The following is a 21900-nucleotide window of genomic DNA, read 5'->3' on the forward strand; positions in this document are numbered from 1 at the left end:
TCCAAGCCAATGGTTTACGCGAGCCCATGAGCAAACAAATTGTAGCGTCAGCCGGTCCTTGACATTCGTTCGCTACCTTGCGATATTTGCAAGGTAGCGAACAAACTGAAAGGGCCTTCGCGGCATGCAGGACGAACATCTGACTGTGGGGGCATGGACAAAGCGATGCTACTTTGCGGGGCGAGCCGTGATGGACGCGACACTGCGACCATACGATCTGGGTTCGACGCAGTGGTACGTTCTCTGGCATCTCGCAAACTCTGGTCCGACAGTGCAGCGCGATCTCGGACGCGCGCTTGAGCTTGAACGTGCGACATTAAGCGGGATCATCGCTACGCTCGTCCGCAAGGATTTGGTCCAGCAGACCTCCGACGGAGAAGACCAGCGCCAGCGTCTTCTGTCCCTAACGAGTTCGGGCGAGGCCCTGTGGCGCGAACTCCCAGACCTCTCGTTTATTCACCAAGCTGCTTTTGACGGCATCGCCGAGACCGATCTGGCCACGACGATCCGCGTCCTTCGATTGGCGACCGAGCGGCTACAGACCCTCTCACGAAAGGCATGAGCTAATGACAATCCTGATAACTGGAGCGACAGGTCTTGTCGGCGAGCGGCTTGTTCCGCGGTTGGTGGAAGCTGGTCTTGATTGCCGGCTGCTGCTGCGGACAGGGAAAACCTGTCCCCCGGGCGCAACGGCCGTGACTGGCGATATTCTTGACCCTTCGACGCTGTCGGAGGCTGTTCGGGGTGTTTCGGCGATTGTGCACCTGGCCGCCGTCTTTCGCAGCCCGGATACCGATTTGATCTGGAGGAGTAACCTGGAGGGCACCCGCAATCTGATTGGCGCCGTGGAAACTGATGCGCCTGACGCTCGCTTCATTATGGCGAGTACGTCGAATATCTATAACAGGAATTCGACCCAGCCCGGCCGGGAGACCGATAGTGTCGAGCCGCAACAGGCCTATCCCGCCAGCAAGGTCGCAGCCGAGAAACTGCTGCGCGAGAGTGGCTTGAACTGGTCGATCTTACGGTTCCCGTTCGTTTATGGCGACGGCGACGGTCACCTGGAGATGCTGCCAAAGCACCTGGTCGCCTCCGGCTTCCATCCCGCCAATCGGATGAGCACGATACACCATCGCGATATTGCGATAGCGATGAGAATGGCGCTGGCGGGCAGCTTCGATGGCCGCATCGTCAACATTTCCGATGAAGCGCCGACGACGGTCTATGAACTGGTAGGACTTGTGGGTCAGCAAATGGAACCCTCGGCCGAGGCAATGCAAAATCCCTGGCACCTCCACGTCGATGCGTCGCTCGCGCGGAGCCTTGGTTTCCGGCCGACCGTGAGGACGGTTTATCAGGCCGCGCAGGAAGGAATGATGTGAGGACAGCCTAGAGGACCAAGCCAGACTGACCCTCATCTACAGCGACTATATCGCCTGCCTCAACGAGCGCGACTGGACGAAGCTGGGCGAATTTGTCGACAGCGATGTTGTCCACAATGGCCTTAAACTTGGGTTGGCCGGCTACCGGGGTATGCTCGAACGGAACGTCCGAGACATCCCCGATCTGCGCTTCGAAACGGACTTGCTGGTCGTTCAACCGCCGCAGATCGGCAGCCGTTTGAAGTTTGATTGCAGGCCAATTGGGTCGTTCTTTGACCTGCCGATCAATGGTCGCCACGTGATCTTTTACGAGAATGTCTTCTATCGTTTCGATCGGGCCCGCATCGTCCAAGTGTGGTCGATTGTAGACAAAGCAGCGATTGAAGCCCAGCTTGAGGTGTGACGGCGGCGGCGTGAGAGCTCCTCTCCGGTCTCGGGATCGCCGCGCCACATAACACTGCGCCCGGCCATCCCGAGCCAAGTCGACCGGCTACTCAGGGTCAGAAGCTGCCATGGCCTGAGTAGGGCGTGAATGACCGCGATTGGGTCGGAAGCGGCCATAGAGATCGTACGCGCTCTATGGCCGCTATTCCTCCTCGGCCTTCAGGACCGGACGGTCTGCTCGCGACCCCTAATCAGCCATTCCGACAAGGCAAATCTCTTGGTTAGCTTGCGTATCTCGAGCAGCGGGCTTTTGAAACAGCGCGGTCGACGGTTCACATCCCTTCAAGGCGAACCGGATCTGCCTCACAGCCGCGCGATCTCGTTAAGCGAAAAACGCCGATCCAACCGCCTCTGTCGCGCTCACGCGTGTTAGGATGGAGCATTGCGTAGGAGGCTCCGAGCTATCACGGGCACGATCTGGTCGCCTCGCCTGTCGTGGCGAGACGATTCTGCGGGGAGGGGACTGCCGGTCGATGCGTGTTAGCCGATCAGCCCTTCGCTCGCGATGCCCTTCGTCAGTTCCAGCGCCTGGCGTTCGAACAGCCCGCGATAGATCCCGCTTTTGCGCCTGACAAGGCTGGCATGGGTGCCTTCCTCGGCGATCTGTCCGTGCTCGAAAACCAGCAGCCGATCGAGTGCGCGCACCGTCGACAGTCTGTGAGCGACGACGAGCGTCGTGCGTCCCTCCATCAGCCTTTCCATTGCCTGCTGGATGAGCATCTCCGATTCCGAATCGAGGCTCGAGGTCGCCTCGTCGAGGATCAGGATCGGCGCATCGGCCAGGAATGCGCGGGCGATGGCGATGCGTTGCCTTTCGCCGCCGGAAAGTTTGATGCCGCGTTCGCCGACAAGCGTCGCATAGCCCTTTGGCAGCGCTTCGATGAAATCATGGGCGCTGGCAAGCCGCGCCGCCGTTTTGATCTCCGATAGCGTGGCCGTCGGCCTCGCATAGGCGATATTTTCCGCCAGTGAGCGGTGAAACAGGATGGGTTCCTGCTGCACGATGGCGATCTGGCGGCGAAGAGAGGTCTGCGCCACCTTGGAAATATCCTGTCCGTCGATCGAGACCGTGCCGTGGTTGACGTCATGCAGGCGCTGTATCAGCTTGACGAAAGTCGTCTTTCCTGAGCCGGAATGGCCGACGAGGCCAACCCGCTCTCCCGGTTTGATGGTGACCGAGAAATCCTTGTAGAGCGGCGCATGGTGGTTGCCGTAGTGGAAGGTGACGTGGTCGAACGTGATCAGGCCGGCCTTCACATGGAGGGCTGGCGCACCGGGAACGTCCTCCACGCCCAAAGGCTGCCCATGGATGGTGACGAGTTCCTCCATGTCGTTGACCGAGCGCTGCAGATTGCGGATATGCATGCCGATTTCACGCAGATAGCCCTGAAGAATGAAAAAGGCGGTCAGGACGAAGGTGATGTCGCCCGCATTGGCCTTGCCGTTTGCCCAGAGCCAAAGGGCAAGGCCCAGCACGCAGCCGCGCAACAGGCTGAGCAGCGCATTCTGCGAGGTGCCGTTCAGAGTGCCCCGCGTCCAGGTTCGCCCTGTGCGATCCTGCCACTTGCGAGTGACCGAGGAAAGACGTGCGTCCTCCCGGTCTTCAGCACCAAAGGCCTTGACCACGGCGTTGCAGGTCACCGCATCGGCGAGCGCGCCGCCAAGGCGTGTATCCCAGCTATTGGCCATGCTGGCCATGGGCGCAACATAGCGCAAAGCCATGGTCGCGGTGAACGCGATGAAGAATACGGACCCGGCGCCGACCAGCAATCCCATCATCGGCCAGTACCAGGTCATCAGAATGGTCGAACCGATGAGCATCACCAGCGATGGGAAAAGCGCGACGAAGACGGTGTCGTTGAGCAGGTCGAGCGCCCACATGCCGCGCGTCACCTTGCGAACAGTGGAGCCGGCAAAGCTGTTGGCATGCCAATCGCTCGAAAAGCGCTGGATGTGGAAGAAGGAGTTCGCAGCGATCTCCGACATCGACTTCAGCGTGAAGCGTATGATGACGGTGAACGTGGCATGCCGCAGGATGACGGCGCCGACCGACAGTGCCATCAGCCAGCAAAAGGCGTTGAAGGCATTGTTCCAGTTTGCGGCGTCGCTGGCGGGGCCGGATACCACGGCATCGACAAGCCGGCCGGAGAACAGGGGCGTCAGCACATCCGCAAGCGTAGACAGCATCGCTGTGAACAACATGAAGGAAGCGCGGCCCGGCTGATGCTTCCAATGAGCCCAGCAATAGAGGAAAACGCTGCGAAAAGCACCGCCGCGGCGGGATTTGAAACCAAGAGACATTGATATATCCGGCTTTCGCCGGCTCCGTCATAAGGAAAAGAATGTCCGCGCAAAACCGCGCGAAATGGTTTGGTGAGGAACGATCGACAGAAAGGTTGGCGCGAGTCGATCAGGTTCTGCTGCGTTGGAAAACGCTGCCGGCTTCAGGCAATATTCGCGGAAGCCACTGGGGAGTTGGAAAAAACAGCCATCGAAAACTCCCTGGAACCGTGTTGATGATTATCAATCCTAGATTGGGTGGGCGCGCAGGCCAAGTCAAACCCGGCGAAATTTTCGATCAAGCTTTGAGATGCGGCATATCTGCAACATCAACCAAGTGGTGAGCTCCCCGAAAAAGAAGTTTGGTAACCACCAATGGAGGCAGGCCTCCTTGGCATCACCGTGAAATCTGTCCACGAGCCATTGCCGGACATGTGCCGCAAATGGCCATAAGGTCTGGAACGTCTTCAAAGTCTTCCGTTGTCGGCAGTTCGTATCCCTTCAAGAGCTTCATCTCTATGAGTGGGGTTCTGCTTTCTCGAAGCGTGTTGAGCAGGAGGCTCAATAGAATGTCCGGCGGAAGGGCATCACCGCTGCCCCCATCGCAGAGGCGTCACTCGAGATTTCTGAAATGATCAGCTTCGGGTGGAGGCGATGGACGCCATAGCGCGGCCGGTCGTAGATCCGTGTTCGCTCGGCAAGCATCTCGGCGAGATCCGGAGGGATCTGGCCGCCGAACACGATTGCCTGCGGATCCACGACGGCCCGTATCGCGTTGACAAGACGATTGTAGGCGGGTGTCACCTCATCGAGCCATTCGGCGACGCCCGGCCAATCGCGATCGAAATGCCGGCGCATGTAATGGATCGAGGGTACATTGACGCCGTTGCGATTCAATCGGTCGATAAGATACTGCAAAGCCGGCCGGCGTTTTGTCTCCTCGGCATCGAACATACCCGAGAATTCCCCGGCATTGCCATTGCCGCCCTGCAGCAGCTCGCCGTCGCTGACGATGCCGCCGCCAAAGCCGTAGTTGAAGCTCAGATAGGCAAAATGCCGGATGAAACGCCCCGCGCCGAACATGGATTCGGCAACCGCGCCGGCCTTGCCGCCATTGATCACCCAGGCCGGCCTGTCGAACAGCCCCGCGATCAGCGGCCCGAGCTCGATCAGCGACCATTCATGAAGCGGAAGCGGAGCATTGTGTCGTGTGCCATCGATATGGAAACCTGCAATCGCAAAGCCCACGCCGAAGAAACAATCGCCGGACAGGTCGTTCAGCCCCTGCAGGTCCGTTACCTGTTGTTTCACCAGCTGAAGCGCCTGGGCCATGGTTTGCTCGCGAAGCGGCACCTCGCGTTCGCCCAGGATTTTGCCGGCGAAGTCCATGATGCAGATGCCGATCACGTCGGTATTGACGGAAATGCCGCAGGCATAGGCGAAGGAACCGTTCAGTCGAAGCATGGGGCTCGGCTGGCCGCGCCCAAGTCCGGGCTTTGCGGATCCCAGAAGGATCGTGCCGCGCTCCGCCAATTGGTCAAGAATACGGTGCACCGATTGTTGGGTAAGGTCGGTATGACCGGTGATTTCTGATCGGGAAATACCGGGATTGCGCCAGATGAGCCGCAAAATCTTTCGCTCGTTGGACGAGACGACAGCCGTCTCGCCAGACCGAAGGAAGCGGGCGGCAATCAGTGCCTCAGGAACATAAGTATCCGTCACGCCTGAATTCCTTACTGTGAAAGTGTACTGACGTCGTCAGTCTCATGCCACATCGTCATGCCTATCGGCGAATATCCTGCATTTCAAGCGGATTGAGCCGTCACTGAATTGTTACACATTAAGTGTAGTAAACCGCAGTCAGAGATCGAGCGGTGCTCGGCCAATTCAAACAATTCAGGCGAGGCAATGATGAACAAGTTCACTCTGGCGGCCATGGCCGCCTTGATGGCAGGGGCGGGTTCCGCGCAAGCTGCCGATATCGAATTCTGGTATGGCAATACCGGCCCGGTCGAAACCGCCATCAAGGCCCAGTGCGATGCCTTCAACGCCGCCCAAAGCGAGCACAAGGTCACCTGTGTCGGCCAGGGCAGCTACGAAGTCTCGATGCAGAAGGCAATTGCCGCCTACCGCGCCAAGAACCATCCGGTTCTCATTCAGTTCTTCGACGCCGGTACGCTCGACCTGATGCTCTCGGACGCCGTCGAGCCGGTCCAGGATCTGATGCCGGAGGTCAAGTGGGACCAGTACATCACCGGTGCCCGCGCCTATTACGAAACGTCGGAAGGCAAGCTTTTCGCCCAGCCCTACAATTCCTCGACGCTTTTGTTCTACACCAACAAGACCGAGCTCGAAAAAGCCGGTGTCATGCAGACGCCGACCACCTGGGAAGAGGTGATCGAGGCCGCCCGCAAGCTGAAGGCCGCCGGCCATGCCTGCCCCTTCGTCACGGATGGCGACACCTGGCGTGTGCTGGAGCAGTTTTCCGCCCGTCACGGCCTGCCGATCGCTTCAAAGCACAATGGTTACGACGGCCTCGACGCCGAATATGTTTTCAACACCACATTTGCAGCCGAGCATCTCGCCAATCTTGTCGAATGGCGCAAGGAAGGGCTGGTGAGACTTGCTATCGATACCAAGGCCGGCAATTATGCCGCCGCTTTCAACGCTGGCGAATGCGCCATGATGGAAGGCTCCTCCGGCTCCTATGCCGCCTCGACCAAGGCATTCGACGGCAAATACGAACTCACCGTCGGCATGGCGCCGATGTATCAGGGGCACGAGCGCCACAACACGCTGGTCGGCGGCGCATCGATCTATGTCATGAAGGGCCATGACGTGGCCGAGATTGAAGGTGCCAAGGCCTTCCTCGACTTCCTGCGCAAGCCGGAACAACAGATGTTCTTCACCGCCAACACAGGCTACGTTCCGGTCACCAACGACGTTCTGGATGCGATCGCCAAGAGCGACGAGGCGAACTCGCCGAAATACGCGACCGCCAAGATCGGCGTCGAATCCATGAGCCAACCGGCCACTCCGGATACGCGCGGCATCCGCCTCGGCTTCTACGTTCAGTTCCGCGAAGTTTTCATGGAAGAGACCCAGAAGGCCTTTGCCGGTCAGCAGACCATGCAGGCGGCGCTCGACAGCGCCAAGACGCGTGGCGACCAGCTGCTGCGCCGCTTCGAGCAGACCTACAAGGGCAAGAAGCTCCCCTGATCCAAGCCCCCATCCTCGGCATGGGGCGGTTCGCCGCCCCGTCGCTCTCATCCTGCTTTAGGGGCTGTTTCCATGTCGTCGCAATCCTCCCTGTTCGGCCATCGCTGGCTACCGCTTCTGCTGGTGGCGCCGTTCATGCTGCTGATCGTCCTATTCTTCTACGTGCCGGTGTTCCAGGCTTTCTACTGGTCCTTCTTCCTGGAGCAGCCGTTCGGCGGCACGTCCGAATTCGTCGGCTTTCAGAACTTCGCCCGCGTCCTGGCCGATCCGGAATTCTGGATGGCCGGCTGGCGCACCATCGTCTTCACGCTGACGGCGTCCTCGCTGGCAGTCGTCGTGCCGCTGATGCTTGCCATCGCTGCCGACCGCAAGATCGGGCTGTCCTTTCCGGCCCGCAACATTCTGGTCTGGCCGAAGGGCGTTGCCGGCGCATCGATCGGCGTCGTCTTCGCCTTCATCTTCAACCCGTTCGTCGGCATCATGGCACCGCTCAACGGGATGTTTCCCGGCCTGTGGAACCCCGGGATCGACGGCACCGATGCCTTTGTGACGCTGGTTGCTGCGCATGTCTGGAGCGGCATTCCGTTTAATTTCGTGATCCTGCTCGCCGGCCTGCGTTCGATCCCGCCCACCATGTACCAGGCCGCGGCGATGGACGGGGCAGGACCCTGGCGGCGCATCTTCGACGTGCAGCTGCCGCTGATCATGCCGCAACTGTTCCTGACCTTCGTGCTTGAATTCACCGAGAGCATCACCAAGGTCTTTGCGCTGATCGACACCATCACCCGTGGCGGTCCGGGCGGTTCGACCACGCTGCTGGTCTACAAGATCTATGTCGATGGCTTCAGCGGTTTTGATCTTTCCGGTGCCTCCACCCAGACGGCCATTTTGATGGTCTTCGTCCTTCTTTTCGCGGCCTGCCAGTTTGTCTTTCTCGGCCGGCGCATCAATTACGAGCGCTGAGCCATGATCGAGAATGCACGCTCCATCAACATTGTCGCCAGCATCCTGCTGATCATCGGCATCGCCTACATCGTCGGGCCGCTTTACCTGACCTTGTCCACCGCCTCGCAGTCCTACGAATTCATGCTGCGCAACGGGCTCGCCTGGTATCCCGGCGACCAGCTGTTCACCAATTTTGGCAAGATCATTACGGACACGCGCATCCCGATCCAGATGCTCAACAGCCTGATCGTGGCCTTGTCGGACGCGCTTGCCACCTGCGTTCTGTCCTTCCTGTCGGCCTATGCGATCGTCTATTTCCGCATCCGGTGGGCCGGCGTGGTCTTTGCGCTGATCCTTGCGACCATCATGCTGCCGCTCGAAATCCGTGTGATCACCACCTACCAGGTCGCCTCCAACATCTTCTCTCCGCTCAATGCGGTGCTGGATGTCACCGGCCTCAACGAGCTGATCGCCAAGGTCTTCGGTGCGCCTGTCCATCTCGAACTCAGCGTGCTTAATACGCATTTCGGCCTGGTCGCGCCGCTTGTAGCCCATGGCACCGGCACATTCCTGTTCCGGCAGTTCTTCCTGACGATGCCCAAGGACTTGTTCAAAGCAGCGCGCATGGACGGAGCCGGGCCGATCCGCTTCCTGTTCGATATCCTGCTGCCGCTCGCTCGCTCCAGCGTCGCGTCGCTGTTCGTGCTGACATTCCTCGACGGCTGGACGCAGTATCTCTGGCCGCTTGTCGGCGCCTCGACGCCCGACATGCAGACGGCCGTGGTCGGGCTGGCCCGCCTGGTGCCGGACGCCGACGGCCAGATACCCGATTTCCCGATGATCATGGCCGGCGCCGTGCTCGTTTCCCTCATCCCCCTGTCGATGATCGCCCTTTTGCAGCACTATCTCGTCCAGGGCCTCGTTCTTTCGGAGAAATGACCCCATGACCGCCATCGACACAGCCATTCGCGCCGCCGCGGCCGATATCGAGCTCATCGGCGTCAGCAAGGCTTATGACGCCAAGACCGTCGTTATCCCGCTGCTCAACGTGGCACTTCGCCCCGGCGAGTTCACCGTCGTGCTCGGCCCATCAGGCTGCGGCAAGTCCACACTTCTGCAGATGATCGCTGGCCTCGAAAGGGTCAGCGGCGGCAAGATCCTCATTGGCGGCCGCGAAGTGCAGGATCTTGAGCCCAAGCACCGCGGCTGCGCCATGGTCTTCCAAAACTACGCGCTCTATCCGCATATGACGGTCGCCGAAAACATGGCCTACAGCCTGAAGGTCGCCGGTGTCTCCAAGGTCGAACGTACCGAGCGGGTCGCCACTGTCGCCACCATGCTCGGCCTTGCCGATTATCTCAGCCGCAAGCCAGGGCAGCTTTCCGGCGGCCAGCGCCAGCGCGTCGCGATCGGGCGCGCCATCATCCGCGAGCCGGGTGTTCTGTTGTTCGACGAGCCACTTTCCAATCTCGATGCGCAATTGCGCCACGACATGCGCGTCGAACTCGCCGACCTGCACCACCGGATCGGCGCCACCAGCGTCTTCGTCACCCACGACCAGGTCGAGGCAATGACGCTCGCCGACCGTATCCTCATCCTCAACAAGGGGCGCATCGAGCAGTTCGACACGCCAAAGGCGATCTACCATCATCCGGCATCGGTCTTTGTCGCAAAGTTCATCGGCGCGCCGCCGATGAATATTCTGGCCGTCGTCGGCGATGGTTCGACGCTGCGCCTGGCCGATGGACAGGTCATCGCAAACTATGCCGGCAAGGGCAATTTCCAGCTCGGTATTCGCCCGGAAGATATCGTCGTGAATTCTGGCGGTCCGATTCATGCACAGATCTGCTACCGCGAAGACCTCGGCTCTCACGAGATCCTCGAGGCGAACATCGCCGGTGAGCAGCTACGCATTGCCACGCCCTTTGGTGCCGAGATCGATACGACATCGACGCTCTCCTTGTCCTTCCCGCGCGCGCGTCTGCATCTGTTCGACGGCGAGACCGGCCGCGCCATGTCCCACACCTTCGACGAGACCGAGGTTACTCCCGCGTCGGTGAGAGTATACCAGTGAATTACAGAGAGTTTATCGCCGATCCGGCCCGCGCCTGCGCCATCGTTGCCCATCGCGGTATCTGGCGGGACGCGCCGGAAAACAGTCTTCTTGCCATAGAGCGGGCAATGGCGGCCGGTTGCGATGTGGTGGAAATCGATATCCGTGCCAGCAGCGACGGCGGGCTGTTCCTGCTGCATGACGAGACACTGACGCGCATGGCGGGTCTCGATGCGGCGTTGGAGGATCTTTCGTCGCAGCACCTTTCCGCGCTTCGTCTGCGCAATCGCGATGGTGGTGCGCAAAATGCGTTGAAGGAGGAAAGGCTGCCACGTCTCGCGGAGGTATTCGAACTGACCCGGGGCCGCATCTTCCTGCATCTCGATGTCAAGGAGCGGGAGGTCATTCCGGATGTCATCGCCTGCGCCAAAGCGATGGGTGTCGAAGGCCAGGTGGATCTATGGGCCTCGCTGACGAGCGAAGAAGACCTTGCCTGGATCCGCGAGACGATCGAACCGCACGACGTCCTCTTCATGGCCAAGACCCGTCTGAACGCGCCGGATGCTGCCAGCCAGCTGGCGCTCCTGTCGGCGCTCTCGCCTTCGGTCTGTGAGATCTATTTCGATCGGCTGGACGAGCTGTCCGCCCTCGATGGTCTTCTGCGCGAAAGTCGCATGGCGCTTTGGGTCAACACGCTCGATTCTGTTGCCTGCGCGGGCTTCACGGACACCGCAGCAGGTGTCGATCCCGAGGCCGTCTGGGGGCGCCTGATCGATGCGGGCATTTCCGTCTTCCAGACCGACGAAGCGGCGGCGCTCAAATCCTATCTCGCGGCACGCCGCGCCTGACCTAACCTCAAGGAAAACAAAATGACCCATTACAAGGACTATATCGCTGACCCCTTGCGCGACTGCGCCATCGTCGCCCATCGCGGTGCCTGGCGTGGTGCGCCGGAAAACAGCCTGGCGGCGATCGAACGGGCCATCGCCGTCGGCGCCGATATCGTCGAGCTCGACGTGCGCAAGAGCGCTGATGGTGAACTCTTCATCATGCACGACGACACACTGCTGCGCATGGCTGGCATCGACCGCGACGCTGAGACCTTTACGATCGCCGAGCTGCAGGCAATTGCGCTGCGCGAGGACGACGGCGGTGAAGGCCGCGCTATGACGGACCAACGCGTTCCGACGTTGAGACAGGCGCTCGAAATCATCCGCGGCCGCATCTTTGCAGATCTCGACCTCAAGGATCGCGGCCTGTTTTCCGAAGTGGCCGCTTGCGCCCGCGACATGAATGCAGCACCCTATGTCGATCTGAAGACGCGCGTCATGACCCGCGAGGAGCTGGACTGGGTTCGTGAACAGAACATCGAAGGCGTGCCCTTCATGGCGATGGCAAAATTCACCGCCGAAGACCTACAGGAAACCATGGCTTTACTCTCTCAGATCAAGCCGTTCATGTGCGAGATGCGCTTCGACCGCATCGAGACGATCACCGAAAACCGGCAGCTGTTCCGCGACGCCAACATGGCTCTGTGGACGAACACGCTTAACATGGCTGAAAGCGGCGAATGGCGGGATGAAACAGCGCTCACCGATCCTGATCGTATCTGGGGCAGGCTGATGGAGGCGGGCATCAGCGTTTTCCAGACCGACGAGCCGGAAGCATTGAAGGCCTATATCAAGGCGCGCCGTGCATGAACTCTGTCAGCGACGATCTGCTCCTTGCCCTGATGGGCGATATGCGTCAGGCAGCCGAGGCCGAGATCCTGCCGCGCTTCCGCGCCATCACGGCCGATGCCATCCGCGCCAAGTCGGCAGCCGACGATATCGTGACGGATGCCGACATCGCCGCCGAGCGGTTCCTCAGCGAGCGGCTGACTGAGCGTCTGCCCGGTATTGCCATTGTCGGCGAGGAGGCGGTGTCGGACGATCCTTCCATCCTCTCCCGCCTCGCCGAGGCTGATCTGGCCGCTGTCATTGATCCGGTGGACGGTACCTGGCATTTTGCCCATGGCGTTCCGATGTTCGGCAGCATCCTCGCCATTGTGTCCGGCGGCGAGACCATCGCCGGACTGATCCATTATCCGATCCTGGGTGATTTCGTGATGGCTCGCCGGGGCGGGGGCGCCTGGCATGTGGCCGTCGACGGCACGCGCACGCGTCTGTCCGTCGCCGCTCCGACGCCGATCGAGGAGATGCATGGCTTTATTCCGCTGCACATGTTCGAACCAGATCTGCAGGCAAAACTGGCGCCGCGCGTGTTGCGCTTCCTGCGTACGACGACATGGCGCTGCTCGGCCTGGGAATACCGCATGCTGGCGACCGGCGCGATGAGCTTCTGCCTCAACGAGAGCCTGAAACCGTGGGATCATGCGGCTGGCGTTCTGATACACGCGGAAGCCGGAGGTTATGCCGCCGTCCTGACCGGGGAACCTTATCGGCCGACAATGACCAAAGGTCATCTGTTGACGGCTCCGAGCCGGACTTCATGGGAGAATATTGCGGCAGGACTGTTCTGATACCTCATTCGTGGTGGACACTTCATGCATCAGCAAACTCAATCGAAAAAGGTGCCCAGAAGAAGCGTTGGTGCACGGATCTGAAGGATGGCGGAACTCGGTCATTGATGGCGTGATCTACGCTGCCTTTGGCTTGTTGGTTTCCACCCAGAATATCGCGCGTAGCGCATAATCGACGGTGTGGCGGGCAGCGCCCGATGAAGATGAGCACTCCGTTTACGCCATAGCGCTCAAACGCCGTCCTCGGACGGCGACCAGCAAGCGCCGCCGTGCGTGAGGTGAGGTGGCTCCGTTTGCGTAGAGTGCACCCGCCGGCTTATGCAGCGAGGAAACCGCCATCGGCGGCGAGCACATGGCCGACGATGTAACTTGCCTCGCCCGACAGCAGCCAGACGACCGCCGCGGCCACTTCGTCCGGATGGCCCATGCGCCGGAGCGGCAAGCTGCCCGCGACGGTACGCATGTCGGCGATGCCGGAGGACAGCATCATGTCCGTGACGACACGCCCTGGGGCGATCGCGTTGATCCGCACGCCTTGCGGCGCATATTCCATCGCCGCCGAGCGTGTCAGGGCGATGGCTGCCGCCTTGGAGGCGCCATAGAGCGACAGGCCGGGATTTGGGTTGCGCATCCCACTAACGCTGGTGTTGTTAACGATCGCTCCGCCGCCCGAGGCGATCAGCGCGGGGATTTCATGACGCATGGCATGAAACACCGCGCGCACATTGGTGTCGAAGACCTGCCCATAGACGTCATCCGTTTGGATGGCCAGCGGCGCCCGGCGCTCCTGGAACCCGGCGTTGTTGAAGGCGACATCGAGTCGGCCGAAGCGGGTCATCGTTTGCGCCACGAGGCCGGCCAGATGCGCCTCGCAGGTGACGTCGGCTGTGACGAACACGCCGGTCGTGCCTATGCGGCCCAGAGCCTCGGCGACCTCCTCGCCGAGCGCCTGCCGTCGTCCCGAGACGACCACGGCCGCCGCCCTTTCCGCGGCCATGCGCAGCGCCGTTGCACGACCGATGCCGCTGGTTGCGCCGACGACGAGACAAACCTTCCCGGCGAGCCGCCCTGCCGGCGTGTAGCAAGGAGCAGGCCCCGCCAGCTCGGTGATGGAAGGCGCTGTCGTCTCTGTGACCGTCATGGCCGTCTCCTCACAAAGCGCTGTTCGAGTACTTCCTTGCCCCACTGGCTGCCGAGACGCTCTTCAGCCAGTACGAAGCCATTCTTTTCATAGAGATGACGTGCGGCATGAAGACCGGCGAAGGTCCACAGATGGGTCTCGGTGAAGCGTTGCGCGTCCGAGAAGGCGAGCGCGGTCTCAAGCAACCGTCGTCCAACGCCCTTCCCTCGCATCTCATCATCGACAATGAGCCAGCGCAGGTGCGAGATACCCGGACCCAAATCCTCACCGTTGATGGCGATCGCGCCAACAATTCGTTCGTCCTTGAGGGCAGCCCAGATCTGGTTCGCTGGCGTTTCGAGATGGTCACAGAAGGCCGCGAGACCACCGGCGACGACGGTTTCAAAGCGCTGGCCGAAGCCGGCCTCGCGCGCATAATAGAGCGCGTGCATCTCGGTGACGCGGGCCACGAGGCCGGGCCGGTAGCCGGCGACGATTTCGACCTGCGGAACAATGCTCGGGGCATCCAGCTTCGTCGCCAGCGCATCGGCATAGAGGCGCAGGCCATTAAGGACAGTCCGGTGATGTTCGGAAGGAAGCCGTTCCAGCGCGCCCGCGACCTGTGCGCGAGCGAAGGCATGGATTGCGGCGACGCGTTTGCGTCCGGCCATGCTCAGGGAGAGCTTCTTGGTGCGCGCATCCTCCGCGTCCGGCTCCTCCAGGACATCGCCTGAGAGAACGAGCTTACGCAGCATCCGGCTGACACTCGACTTTTCCAGGCGGAGAAGCCCGCCGAGATCGCGAGCTGAGATCCCGTCTCTGGCGTCGATTTCGATCAGGGCGTGGACGGCGGAGGGCGGCAGGTCGGTTCCGGCGAAAGTGCCGCCCATAAAGCCGAGTTCTCGGACAAGCTGCCGAGATGCGGCGCGGATAGGATCCACGGTGGAACGCGTCAGAGACATGGGAGCACAGGCATATAAAGTTGTATCATGCAACCTTTTAGCCTGCGCCGGAATTGTGGTCAAGCGGGTCCATGCCAAACGACGAACCACCTTTTGACGGCGCGGCCGACGGGCCTTCGTTCTCGTAAGCCCATGGGGTATTCGGAGATCTTTTCGTAGCTGCCGCGCAAAATATCGCGCCATAGAGGGCATTCGGCGGTGTTAAAGCAGGTCGCTTCTACTCGCTGTCTGCCATTGCGTTATATCGATAGGGGCGATATCCGGCTGCCGGGGTGAAGTTGCGGAGATAGGCCGCAAGATGGGGCAGGAGGGTATCGATCGCATCCCAGGCTTCCCTTTCATCTCGCGTTTCGGGCCGTTCCAGCCGCTCGCCGATTTCCGCAAGGACCGCTTCCCTGTCGATCGTCACAACCTTTCCGTCATCGACAACCAGGCGACCGCCGACGAATACCTGGGTGATGGCATGCCGTCCGCCGCGATGCAGGACACTCTCCACGGCCGGTGTCCGCACGTTTACATGGGGTCTTCCAATCTTGCGACGATCCATCAGCACGATATCGGCCTGAAGACCAGGTTCGAGCCGACCCGTAAAGCCACCGAAGCCGGCGGATCTTGCGCCATGTTCCGTCGCCATCTGCAGCACGGCACCGGCGTCCGGACGGTCGTTCCACAGTCCGGTTTCACGGTGCAGCGCCCAGACCAGCTTCATTTCGAGCGTCATGTCGCGGTCGTCAGCTATATTCGATTGGTCTATGCCGAGCGCCACTGGAATTCCGCGCTGCCGCATTTCGTTGACGGGAGCGATGCCGCTGCCGAGCCGCAGGCCTGAGGAGGCATTGTGGCATATGCTGCAGCCGCAGTCGGCCACGATATCGAGATCCTTGCGGCTCATCCAGTTGCCGTGCCCGAGCGTGACGTTTGGCCCAAGGCACGCGAGTGCCTTCAAATGCTGGACGGCGCTATGGCCGAATTTGTTGTGAGCAAAGCGCGATTGCCGCTCGGTTTCCAGAAGATGCATGTGGATTTGCGCGCCAGTTTCTCGAGCGGTTTCGAAAATCGTCTGGAGGCATTCGTCCGTGCACCAATGCAGATTGGCGGGGGCGAGATTGATACGCACATGATCCGGCCGTACATTGAGCCAGCGTTCCCTAAGCGCACGGTAAAATGCCATAAGGTCTGCGATGGGGATGTTCGACGCGTTGAGTTTGGCAGCGATCCAGCTGCGAATGGCCTCGGGAAGGGCTGCCAGCACCTTGGCGTCTTCGTCATAGGTCAGAATGTTGCGGTCGCGGATCATGAAGGAAAAGCCGGCCCGCATGCCGATATCGGTATAAGCCTTGAGCGTGGCGTTTGCCGTCGCCATCCAGTTCTCCGGTGCGCCTGCAAGTCCGCTATTGATATGCTGCACCGTCGTCGTTCCGCTTTCCAGCATCTCGATTGCGGAATAGAGCGTATCCAGCCTGACATCGATCTGGCGCATCGCCCGGAATTGCGGCAGCCATAATTCCAGCGGCGCGAAAGGCACCCCTTGCATCAAGGGCGTGATCCCGAAATGGTGGTGGCTGTTGACCAGCCCCGGCATGGCGATCATGTCGGCGGATCCGAAGCGGGCAAGATGGTCGTTGCCATAGCCAACAGCGGCAAGCGGCCCAATCTGCGCGATCATGCCGCCAGCGACACGGATGCCGACATCGTGGCGCATGGACATGGTGCCGTCTGGCAAAAGGCCACACAGCACGGTCCCGGCTTCAATGATGCAGTCGCTTGTCATCGGCTCTTCCAAGCTCATTTCGTGTAGTCTCCAATCAATCCGAGGCGGCGTGCGACCACGACACGATAGAGCGGATCGCCATAGACTTTCATTTCCTCGCTGGCGGAAAAGGCAAGGCTGATATCGTGCTCGTCGTAGCTTTGCGCGGCGATCGCATGCAGCCCGGGCCAATCCGGCACTTGGATATGACGCCAGCGATCAATTGCCGCTCGGTCGGGCATCTCGGGAAAGCCAAGCTCGCCCATCAGCGCTGCGATGCCCTGCCAGAACACCCGCAACATCCGATGGAGCGTAGCCTCACTGCAATGCGGCGCGAGGAGACGGATCCAGTGCAGCCCTGTGATGATGTGCAATGCAGCGAAATGCTGGGTTGCCGCAAATATGGACAGGGCAGTCGCCGCCATTTTTTCCATCGTGTCCGGTCCGATATCGAGCCAATCGACGACGGGGGCAAACGCGGGCACGTTACCGGCATCGCGCATGTTCTGCCAGAGAAGGTCATGAAGTGTCATACCATGCAATGGCTCGATCGCAGCAGTCAGGGCCAATACCTCGGCTGGATCCCGTGTGATCGGCGGTGTCCCCTCTGCTGCGGGAAGCCGCAGATAGGTGGCAGCCCAATAGGCCAATGCAATCGCGACATCGGTCCCGTCAGCACGAAGCACCCCATAGGCCGTTCGCATCAGCGCATGAAAGGCGCTGGCGGCAATGCCGTCGGCAAGGTCTGGAAGATAGAGCTTCAGAACCTCATGTATTCCGAGCCTCGTCACTTCGCCGGCAAAGAAGACGCGTAGATCGGGCTCGCGCTCGCGGATCCCGATCGCGGTTTTCCAGCTCTTGCCATTGAGGCGCTCCAGCGGTTGAGCGAAGGGCAGAAGCTGCTTGGCATCTCTGTAGTGATTGAAGAACCGCCGAAGCTGAGATGGCGCACCGCCGATCCGGTCCAGTGCGACGAGAACCATGGGCGCGTGATTGGCGAAGGTGCGCGAAAATTCAGAGCCCCATTCCGGCATGCCGGCCAGCAAAGTGTCCAGTCCTTCGGAAGCTTTTTCTTGTGGAACCATGGATATAAATTCCTTCTTGAAACCGACAGCGAAGCCGGGCGGTCTCATGCATTGACTTCGTTGAATGCCAGCTTGCGTCACGTCGTCAGTTGCCGAGCACCCTGGGATGGCTTTGGGGATCAGGGCTTAGTCCGGATCTCCTCTGCGGTAATTGCCTGCCCGTCTTTCGGATCAAGCTGCCGCATCACAGGCAATCGCAGGGCGGAGGGATAGCCATCGCCTGACCTGAGCACGAGGGTCGTGACCAGCCTATCCGTCACGGCCGCGTCCTGGGATCTTGCGCCTGTGCCCGGATTGACGGGAAAGGCGGGAAAAGCAGCCGACTGTATGGAAAGGCGCAGGCAATGCCCCGCCAGAACGGTCACGTGGATCGGTCGCAGGCAGACGAAAACTGCCGATCCGTCGCCATCCGCCGTTACGGTTCTGTGTCCCGACGTCACGCTGATGGCCGACCCATCCGGGGCGAGCGCGCTCAACGTACAATCAAGATCGAAACTCGGCCTGTCGGCAGTGACAAATAGGTCCACTGCGGTCGCGCCGCTTAGCAGGAGCGGCCGGTCGAGCGGATCCGAGGTGTAGACGAGCACGTCGGCCCTATCGTCGACGGCCGCCCGGTCGGCAAAATCCGGCGGCGTGCCGAGATGCAGCCCGACGCTCGGCGCCGGCCGCCATGGATCGTGCACCAGATAGTCGGCGCTCGGAAGCCCCGGTTTCTCCGCGAGGGTTCCATCGATGCTTGTCGTCGCTGCGCGGCCGCCCGATGTGAGATGAAGCACCAGCGTCTCGGTTTTCGGCAGGTTTTCGAAACCGGTCCAGGCCTTTTTGCCGACATCGTAAAGCCGGATCTTCGGATAAGGGTTTTCGCGGCTTTTAAGAACCTCGTCGAAAAACGCGACGATCTCTCGGTCGATACCGTCTGCTGCACCGGCCCCGGCATCCAGTGCCCCAACCCTTCGACCCCAGGGGATATGCGACCAGGGGCCGATCGAGAGCCGCTGCAGACTATCGCCTGCGGTAAAGGCCTCGAAAGCGGCAAATGTGCCCTGAAGCATAATGTCGTTCCAGCCGCCCACATGCAGGACGGGAACGTCGAGCGTCACGCCCTCAAGCAGCGATTGCGGCGACCTTGCCTGCCAATAGGACGGATCATCGGCAAGCCAATCCTGGTAATGTGTGTACTTCGATGCCAGTTCAAGCACCTCCGGCCGTCCCGAAATCGCGCCGGAATGCAGAAAGGGCAAAGCGGCATGCAACATATGAGCAACGGCGAGGTCGCCGTCCAACCGGGCATTTTCAACGGCCATTTGACACGCCCACATCTGATTGGACTGCAGACGGAACCCGTCGCCCTCGAATGCCCAGTGATTGCGCACATCGAAAGCGGCCATGGCGATCGCCATTGCGTCGGGCACTTTTCCGCCCGACTTTTTTGCGCCGGCAAGGGCCATGAACTGGTTCATGCCGTGGTAGCTGAAGCCGTAGCTCGCCACCATGCCGTTGCCGCCGGCAAGATCGGCCGCCAGGGCCAGCGTCTGCGCGCCGTCGGCAACATCATCCTCAAGAACCCTGAAAATGCCCTCGGATTCCCCCCGGCCGCGAACGTCCTGCACCAGCACGACATAACCCTGCGCCGCATACCATGCGGGATGGGCGAGTACGACCGTCGAGGCAACCTTTCGCCCGTAGGGCAGGCGCATGACCAGAACCGGATAGCGCTCCGGGCCGACGGGTCGATAGACATCGGCTACCAGATGGACACCGTCCGCCATGCGCATGGGAAGGCTTTCGATTTCGCGGATTGCCAGCATGGTTTATCTCATCGCAGAAAACGGGTTTGAGAGGTGAGCTTGCCCATGTCGAAATCACGCGTCGCCTCGATCAGCCGAACCAACGCCGTCGCTGCCCGCTCAAGCACGAGCGCCCCTTTGGCGGCATCGGCATTGGCAGCATTGCCGCAGACACCAGCGGGATGAAGGTCCTGCGCTTGCCAGCCGAAGCCGACGGCACCCTCTGCCGTCAATGGACTGCCGGACTGCTCGATGGCAACCGTCAGGGGCACGAAATCTTCGGCCTTGTCCATGGCGACCAGTTCGGGCGCGATGGCAAGCATCATGCTGGTTTCGATATCGCCGCCGTGAATGCCGTGAACGATTTCCGCGGACGAAAACAGATCGTCGACCGCAGCGATCCTGAACCACGAGCAGGCGACCGCGAGCATATCGAGTTCGACGCGGATATCGCGGCAGGTCATCTCCATCAGCGAAATCTGCCCGCCATGCGAATTGAACAGGATGATCTTGCGGGCACCGGCCCGCTTCACGCTTCTGGCAATATCGAGCCAGACGAGCCGCAGGGTTTGTGCCGAGATGGTCAGCGTTCCCGGATAGGCCAGATGTTCATCCGACTTGCCGACGCTGAGCGCGGGCAGGATCAAAACGTCTGTGCTTGTGTCAAGCAATGGCATCATCCGATCGAGGATGGCCGCGTTGATGGCGGCATCCACCTGCACGGGAAGATGAGGTCCATGCTGCTCGACAGCCGCGATCGGCAGAATGACGACGGTCTCGCTTAGATCGCGCGACGCAAAATCGGCGGTCGAATGATCGGCCCAGAAAAAGGAAGGTTTCATGAGCCACTCCGGATAGCCTGGCTGTCTGTCTCTGGCGACCTTGTCGCTTGCCGATTTGCCTCGGCCAACACCCTTTCGAAATCGTCCGGGATCGGCAGATCCGGCGAGGCATAGGATGCCAGTTCCGGCAGGATAACCGCCTCCCGATCAAGCAGCAGCCGGCGCAGGACACCGCGTACGAGCCGGGGAACGGCATGTTTATGCCCGCTGATCGAGGTGGAGTGCGGACCGTGACTGACGAAACTGCTGCTGTTGAAGGCAAACACCCGGCTGACCCACGCGTCCTCCGGATCTTTCGGCACAAATCCGTAGAAACCGTCGAGATAGGGAAACCGCGCGAGGCGCGCATCCGCGCTGCCATCTTGCGGCGTGTAGCGATCGCCCCAGAGCACGACCTTGTCGTGAAGGGTGCTGAGTTCAGGCCTGACAGCCAGATCGACATCCATGCCTGTCGCAAGCAGCAGGTGATCAAATTGCAGAACGCCATCCGGTGTGGTCACATGGATGGCATCGGCCTGTTGGACGACCTCCAACCATGGCGTGGCGGGGCGAAGTCTGAAATTCTCAATTTTCATCGCGGTTTCGAAACTGCGCATCGGCGGGGGCTGATCGGCGCTGCGAAAGAACCGTGCGATATCCCAGCGCGTGGTCTCGGAAAGATCCGGGTAATGCGTCATCATACCGGGCGTCTCAATGGCCCGATGCGGATTGGTGCGCGGCAGTCGTGGACGCCGGAAGCAGAGATCGACGGAGGCAGCACCTGCGTTCAGCGCCTTGATCGCATTGTCGAAAGCTGATGCGCCATGGCCAAGCACGCCGACGCGCAATCCCTTCAAGGCGCTGAAATCAACAGGACCGTTCGTGTGATCGAACTTTTCGGGCGCAAGTGCTTCGGATACGAAGGGCGGCACACGCCATGCGCCGGCGCCATCGTATCCGGTGGCCAGCACCACGGTCCGCGCCAAGGAATTTTCGATCCGGCCTCCAATACGAGTTTTGACGGCAATGAGATCACCCTGCGGGGCGACGTCCAGAACCTCGCAATGATTGGTGATGGCGATTTCGAAAACGTCCGCATACCAATCGAGATAGGCCTTCCAGTCCGTTCGCGGAATGCGGGACAGATCCGCCCAGGCCTGATGCCCGTAACGCGTTTCGAACCAGCGGCGCACGGACAGATTGGCGACGTTGAACTCGTTACCGACCTGGGTCTTCGGGGTCCGCAACTCCTCCATGCGCGCAAAGGTCAGCCACGGGCCCTCGGCGCCCGGTGCGCCGCTATCGAGAACGCGGATATGTTGGAGCCCGTCCCATTTCAGGGCGGCTGCGATCGTGACACCGGACTGGCCACCACCGACAATGATCACATCGGCGACATCAACCGCGTCGGGTCGAGGAAGCTCGCTGAGCCATGGTGCGTTCGGATAGCCAAGCAGGGCAAGATCGGCAAGCGCTGCCTGTTTCAGGTCGTCGAGCGCCATGCGCGACGTGTCGATTGTGGTCATCATCA

At 60.7% G+C, this 21900-nt stretch carries 20 protein-coding genes; 11 read left to right on the plus strand and 9 right to left on the minus strand.

Features of this window, described 5'->3' with window-relative positions; genetic code table 11:
- The first annotated feature begins 124 nt into the window (after positions 1-124).
- From HFC70_RS17845 to HFC70_RS17855, 3 genes are read left to right on the plus strand one after another with little or no spacing between them, the layout of a single operon-like run.
- Positions 125-562 (plus strand): MarR family winged helix-turn-helix transcriptional regulator, encoded by a 438-nt coding sequence (locus HFC70_RS17845; protein ID WP_168474631.1) that lies wholly within the window; start codon positions 125-127, stop codon positions 560-562.
- A gap of 4 nt (positions 563-566) precedes the next feature.
- A complete protein-coding gene (locus HFC70_RS17850) occupies positions 567-1382 on the plus strand; it encodes an NAD(P)-dependent oxidoreductase (protein WP_168474632.1) in 816 nt (271 codons plus the stop codon).
- 34 nt (positions 1383-1416) lie between these two features.
- Complete coding sequence (locus HFC70_RS17855; protein WP_368669722.1) at positions 1417-1785, plus strand: ester cyclase; 369 nt, start codon at positions 1417-1419, stop codon at positions 1783-1785.
- A 521-nt stretch (positions 1786-2306) separates the two neighbouring features.
- On the opposite strand, the gene HFC70_RS17860 is transcribed toward HFC70_RS17855, so the two are convergent.
- Positions 2307-4127, minus strand: coding sequence for an ABC transporter ATP-binding protein (locus HFC70_RS17860; RefSeq protein ID WP_168474633.1), 1821 nt, complete (start codon positions 4125-4127; stop codon positions 2307-2309).
- Positions 4128-4168: 41 nt separating this feature from the next.
- Here HFC70_RS17860 and HFC70_RS17865 point away from each other — a divergent pair, with 41 nt between their 5' ends.
- Positions 4169-4450: a hypothetical protein gene (locus tag HFC70_RS17865; RefSeq protein WP_168474634.1), complete on the plus strand. Its 282-nt coding sequence runs from the start codon at positions 4169-4171 to the stop codon at positions 4448-4450.
- A 217-nt stretch (positions 4451-4667) separates the two neighbouring features.
- Here HFC70_RS17865 and HFC70_RS17870 read toward each other — a convergent pair whose 3' ends face one another.
- Complete coding sequence (locus HFC70_RS17870; protein ID WP_168474635.1) at positions 4668-5828, minus strand: ROK family transcriptional regulator; 1161 nt, start codon at positions 5826-5828, stop codon at positions 4668-4670.
- Positions 5829-6017: 189 nt separating this feature from the next.
- Here HFC70_RS17870 and HFC70_RS17875 point away from each other — a divergent pair, with 189 nt between their 5' ends.
- The 7 genes from HFC70_RS17875 (at position 6018) to HFC70_RS17905 (ending at position 12844) form a co-directional block, all read left to right on the plus strand.
- Positions 6018-7325, plus strand: coding sequence for an extracellular solute-binding protein (locus HFC70_RS17875; protein ID WP_168474636.1), 1308 nt, complete (start codon positions 6018-6020; stop codon positions 7323-7325).
- 72 nt (positions 7326-7397) lie between these two features.
- On the plus strand, positions 7398-8288 hold the full coding sequence (locus HFC70_RS17880; protein WP_168474637.1) for a carbohydrate ABC transporter permease: 891 nt from the start codon (positions 7398-7400) through the stop codon (positions 8286-8288).
- A 3-nt stretch (positions 8289-8291) separates the two neighbouring features.
- Positions 8292-9209 carry an ABC transporter permease subunit gene (locus HFC70_RS17885; RefSeq protein WP_168474638.1) on the plus strand — a complete coding sequence of 306 codons (918 nt, stop codon included), beginning with the start codon at positions 8292-8294 and terminating at the stop codon, positions 9207-9209.
- Between the two features lie 4 nt (positions 9210-9213).
- Positions 9214-10344, plus strand: a complete 1131-nt coding sequence (locus tag HFC70_RS17890; protein ID WP_168474639.1) for an ABC transporter ATP-binding protein — start codon at positions 9214-9216, stop codon at positions 10342-10344.
- Complete coding sequence (locus HFC70_RS27295; protein ID WP_168474640.1) at positions 10341-11171, plus strand: glycerophosphodiester phosphodiesterase family protein; 831 nt, start codon at positions 10341-10343, stop codon at positions 11169-11171. Before HFC70_RS17890 ends, HFC70_RS27295 begins: the two co-directional genes overlap by 4 nt.
- A 21-nt stretch (positions 11172-11192) precedes the next feature.
- Complete coding sequence (locus tag HFC70_RS17900) at positions 11193-12023, plus strand: glycerophosphodiester phosphodiesterase family protein (RefSeq protein ID WP_168474641.1); 831 nt, start codon at positions 11193-11195, stop codon at positions 12021-12023.
- Positions 12020-12844 carry an inositol monophosphatase gene (locus HFC70_RS17905; RefSeq protein WP_168474642.1) on the plus strand — a complete coding sequence of 275 codons (825 nt, stop codon included), beginning with the start codon at positions 12020-12022 and terminating at the stop codon, positions 12842-12844. Before HFC70_RS17900 ends, HFC70_RS17905 begins: the two co-directional genes overlap by 4 nt.
- A 316-nt stretch (positions 12845-13160) precedes the next feature.
- Here HFC70_RS17905 and HFC70_RS17910 read toward each other — a convergent pair whose 3' ends face one another.
- From HFC70_RS17910 to HFC70_RS17940, 7 genes are all read right to left on the minus strand, one after another.
- Positions 13161-13985, minus strand: a complete 825-nt coding sequence (locus HFC70_RS17910) for an SDR family NAD(P)-dependent oxidoreductase (protein ID WP_168474643.1) — start codon at positions 13983-13985, stop codon at positions 13161-13163.
- Positions 13982-14854, minus strand: coding sequence for a helix-turn-helix domain-containing GNAT family N-acetyltransferase (locus tag HFC70_RS17915; RefSeq protein WP_210259321.1), 873 nt, complete (start codon positions 14852-14854; stop codon positions 13982-13984). Before HFC70_RS17915 ends, HFC70_RS17910 begins: the two co-directional genes overlap by 4 nt.
- A gap of 289 nt (positions 14855-15143) precedes the next feature.
- Complete coding sequence (locus HFC70_RS17920; protein WP_168474645.1) at positions 15144-16715, minus strand: amidohydrolase family protein; 1572 nt, start codon at positions 16713-16715, stop codon at positions 15144-15146.
- Positions 16712-17761, minus strand: a complete 1050-nt coding sequence (locus tag HFC70_RS17925; protein ID WP_168474742.1) for a questin oxidase family protein — start codon at positions 17759-17761, stop codon at positions 16712-16714. Before HFC70_RS17925 ends, HFC70_RS17920 begins: the two co-directional genes overlap by 4 nt.
- 119 nt (positions 17762-17880) lie before the next feature.
- Entirely contained in the window at positions 17881-19569 is a 1689-nt protein-coding gene (locus HFC70_RS17930; RefSeq protein ID WP_168474646.1) for a CocE/NonD family hydrolase, read from the minus strand.
- 8 nt (positions 19570-19577) lie between these two features.
- A complete protein-coding gene (locus HFC70_RS17935) occupies positions 19578-20390 on the minus strand; it encodes a creatininase family protein (protein WP_168474647.1) in 813 nt (270 codons plus the stop codon).
- A complete protein-coding gene (locus tag HFC70_RS17940) occupies positions 20387-21895 on the minus strand; it encodes an NAD(P)-binding domain-containing protein (RefSeq protein ID WP_246735842.1) in 1509 nt (502 codons plus the stop codon). Before HFC70_RS17940 ends, HFC70_RS17935 begins: the two co-directional genes overlap by 4 nt.
- Positions 21896-21900: the final 5 nt, after the last annotated feature.

The organism is Agrobacterium sp. a22-2 (genome assembly GCF_012276985.1).
Lineage (GTDB): Bacteria > Pseudomonadota > Alphaproteobacteria > Rhizobiales > Rhizobiaceae > Allorhizobium.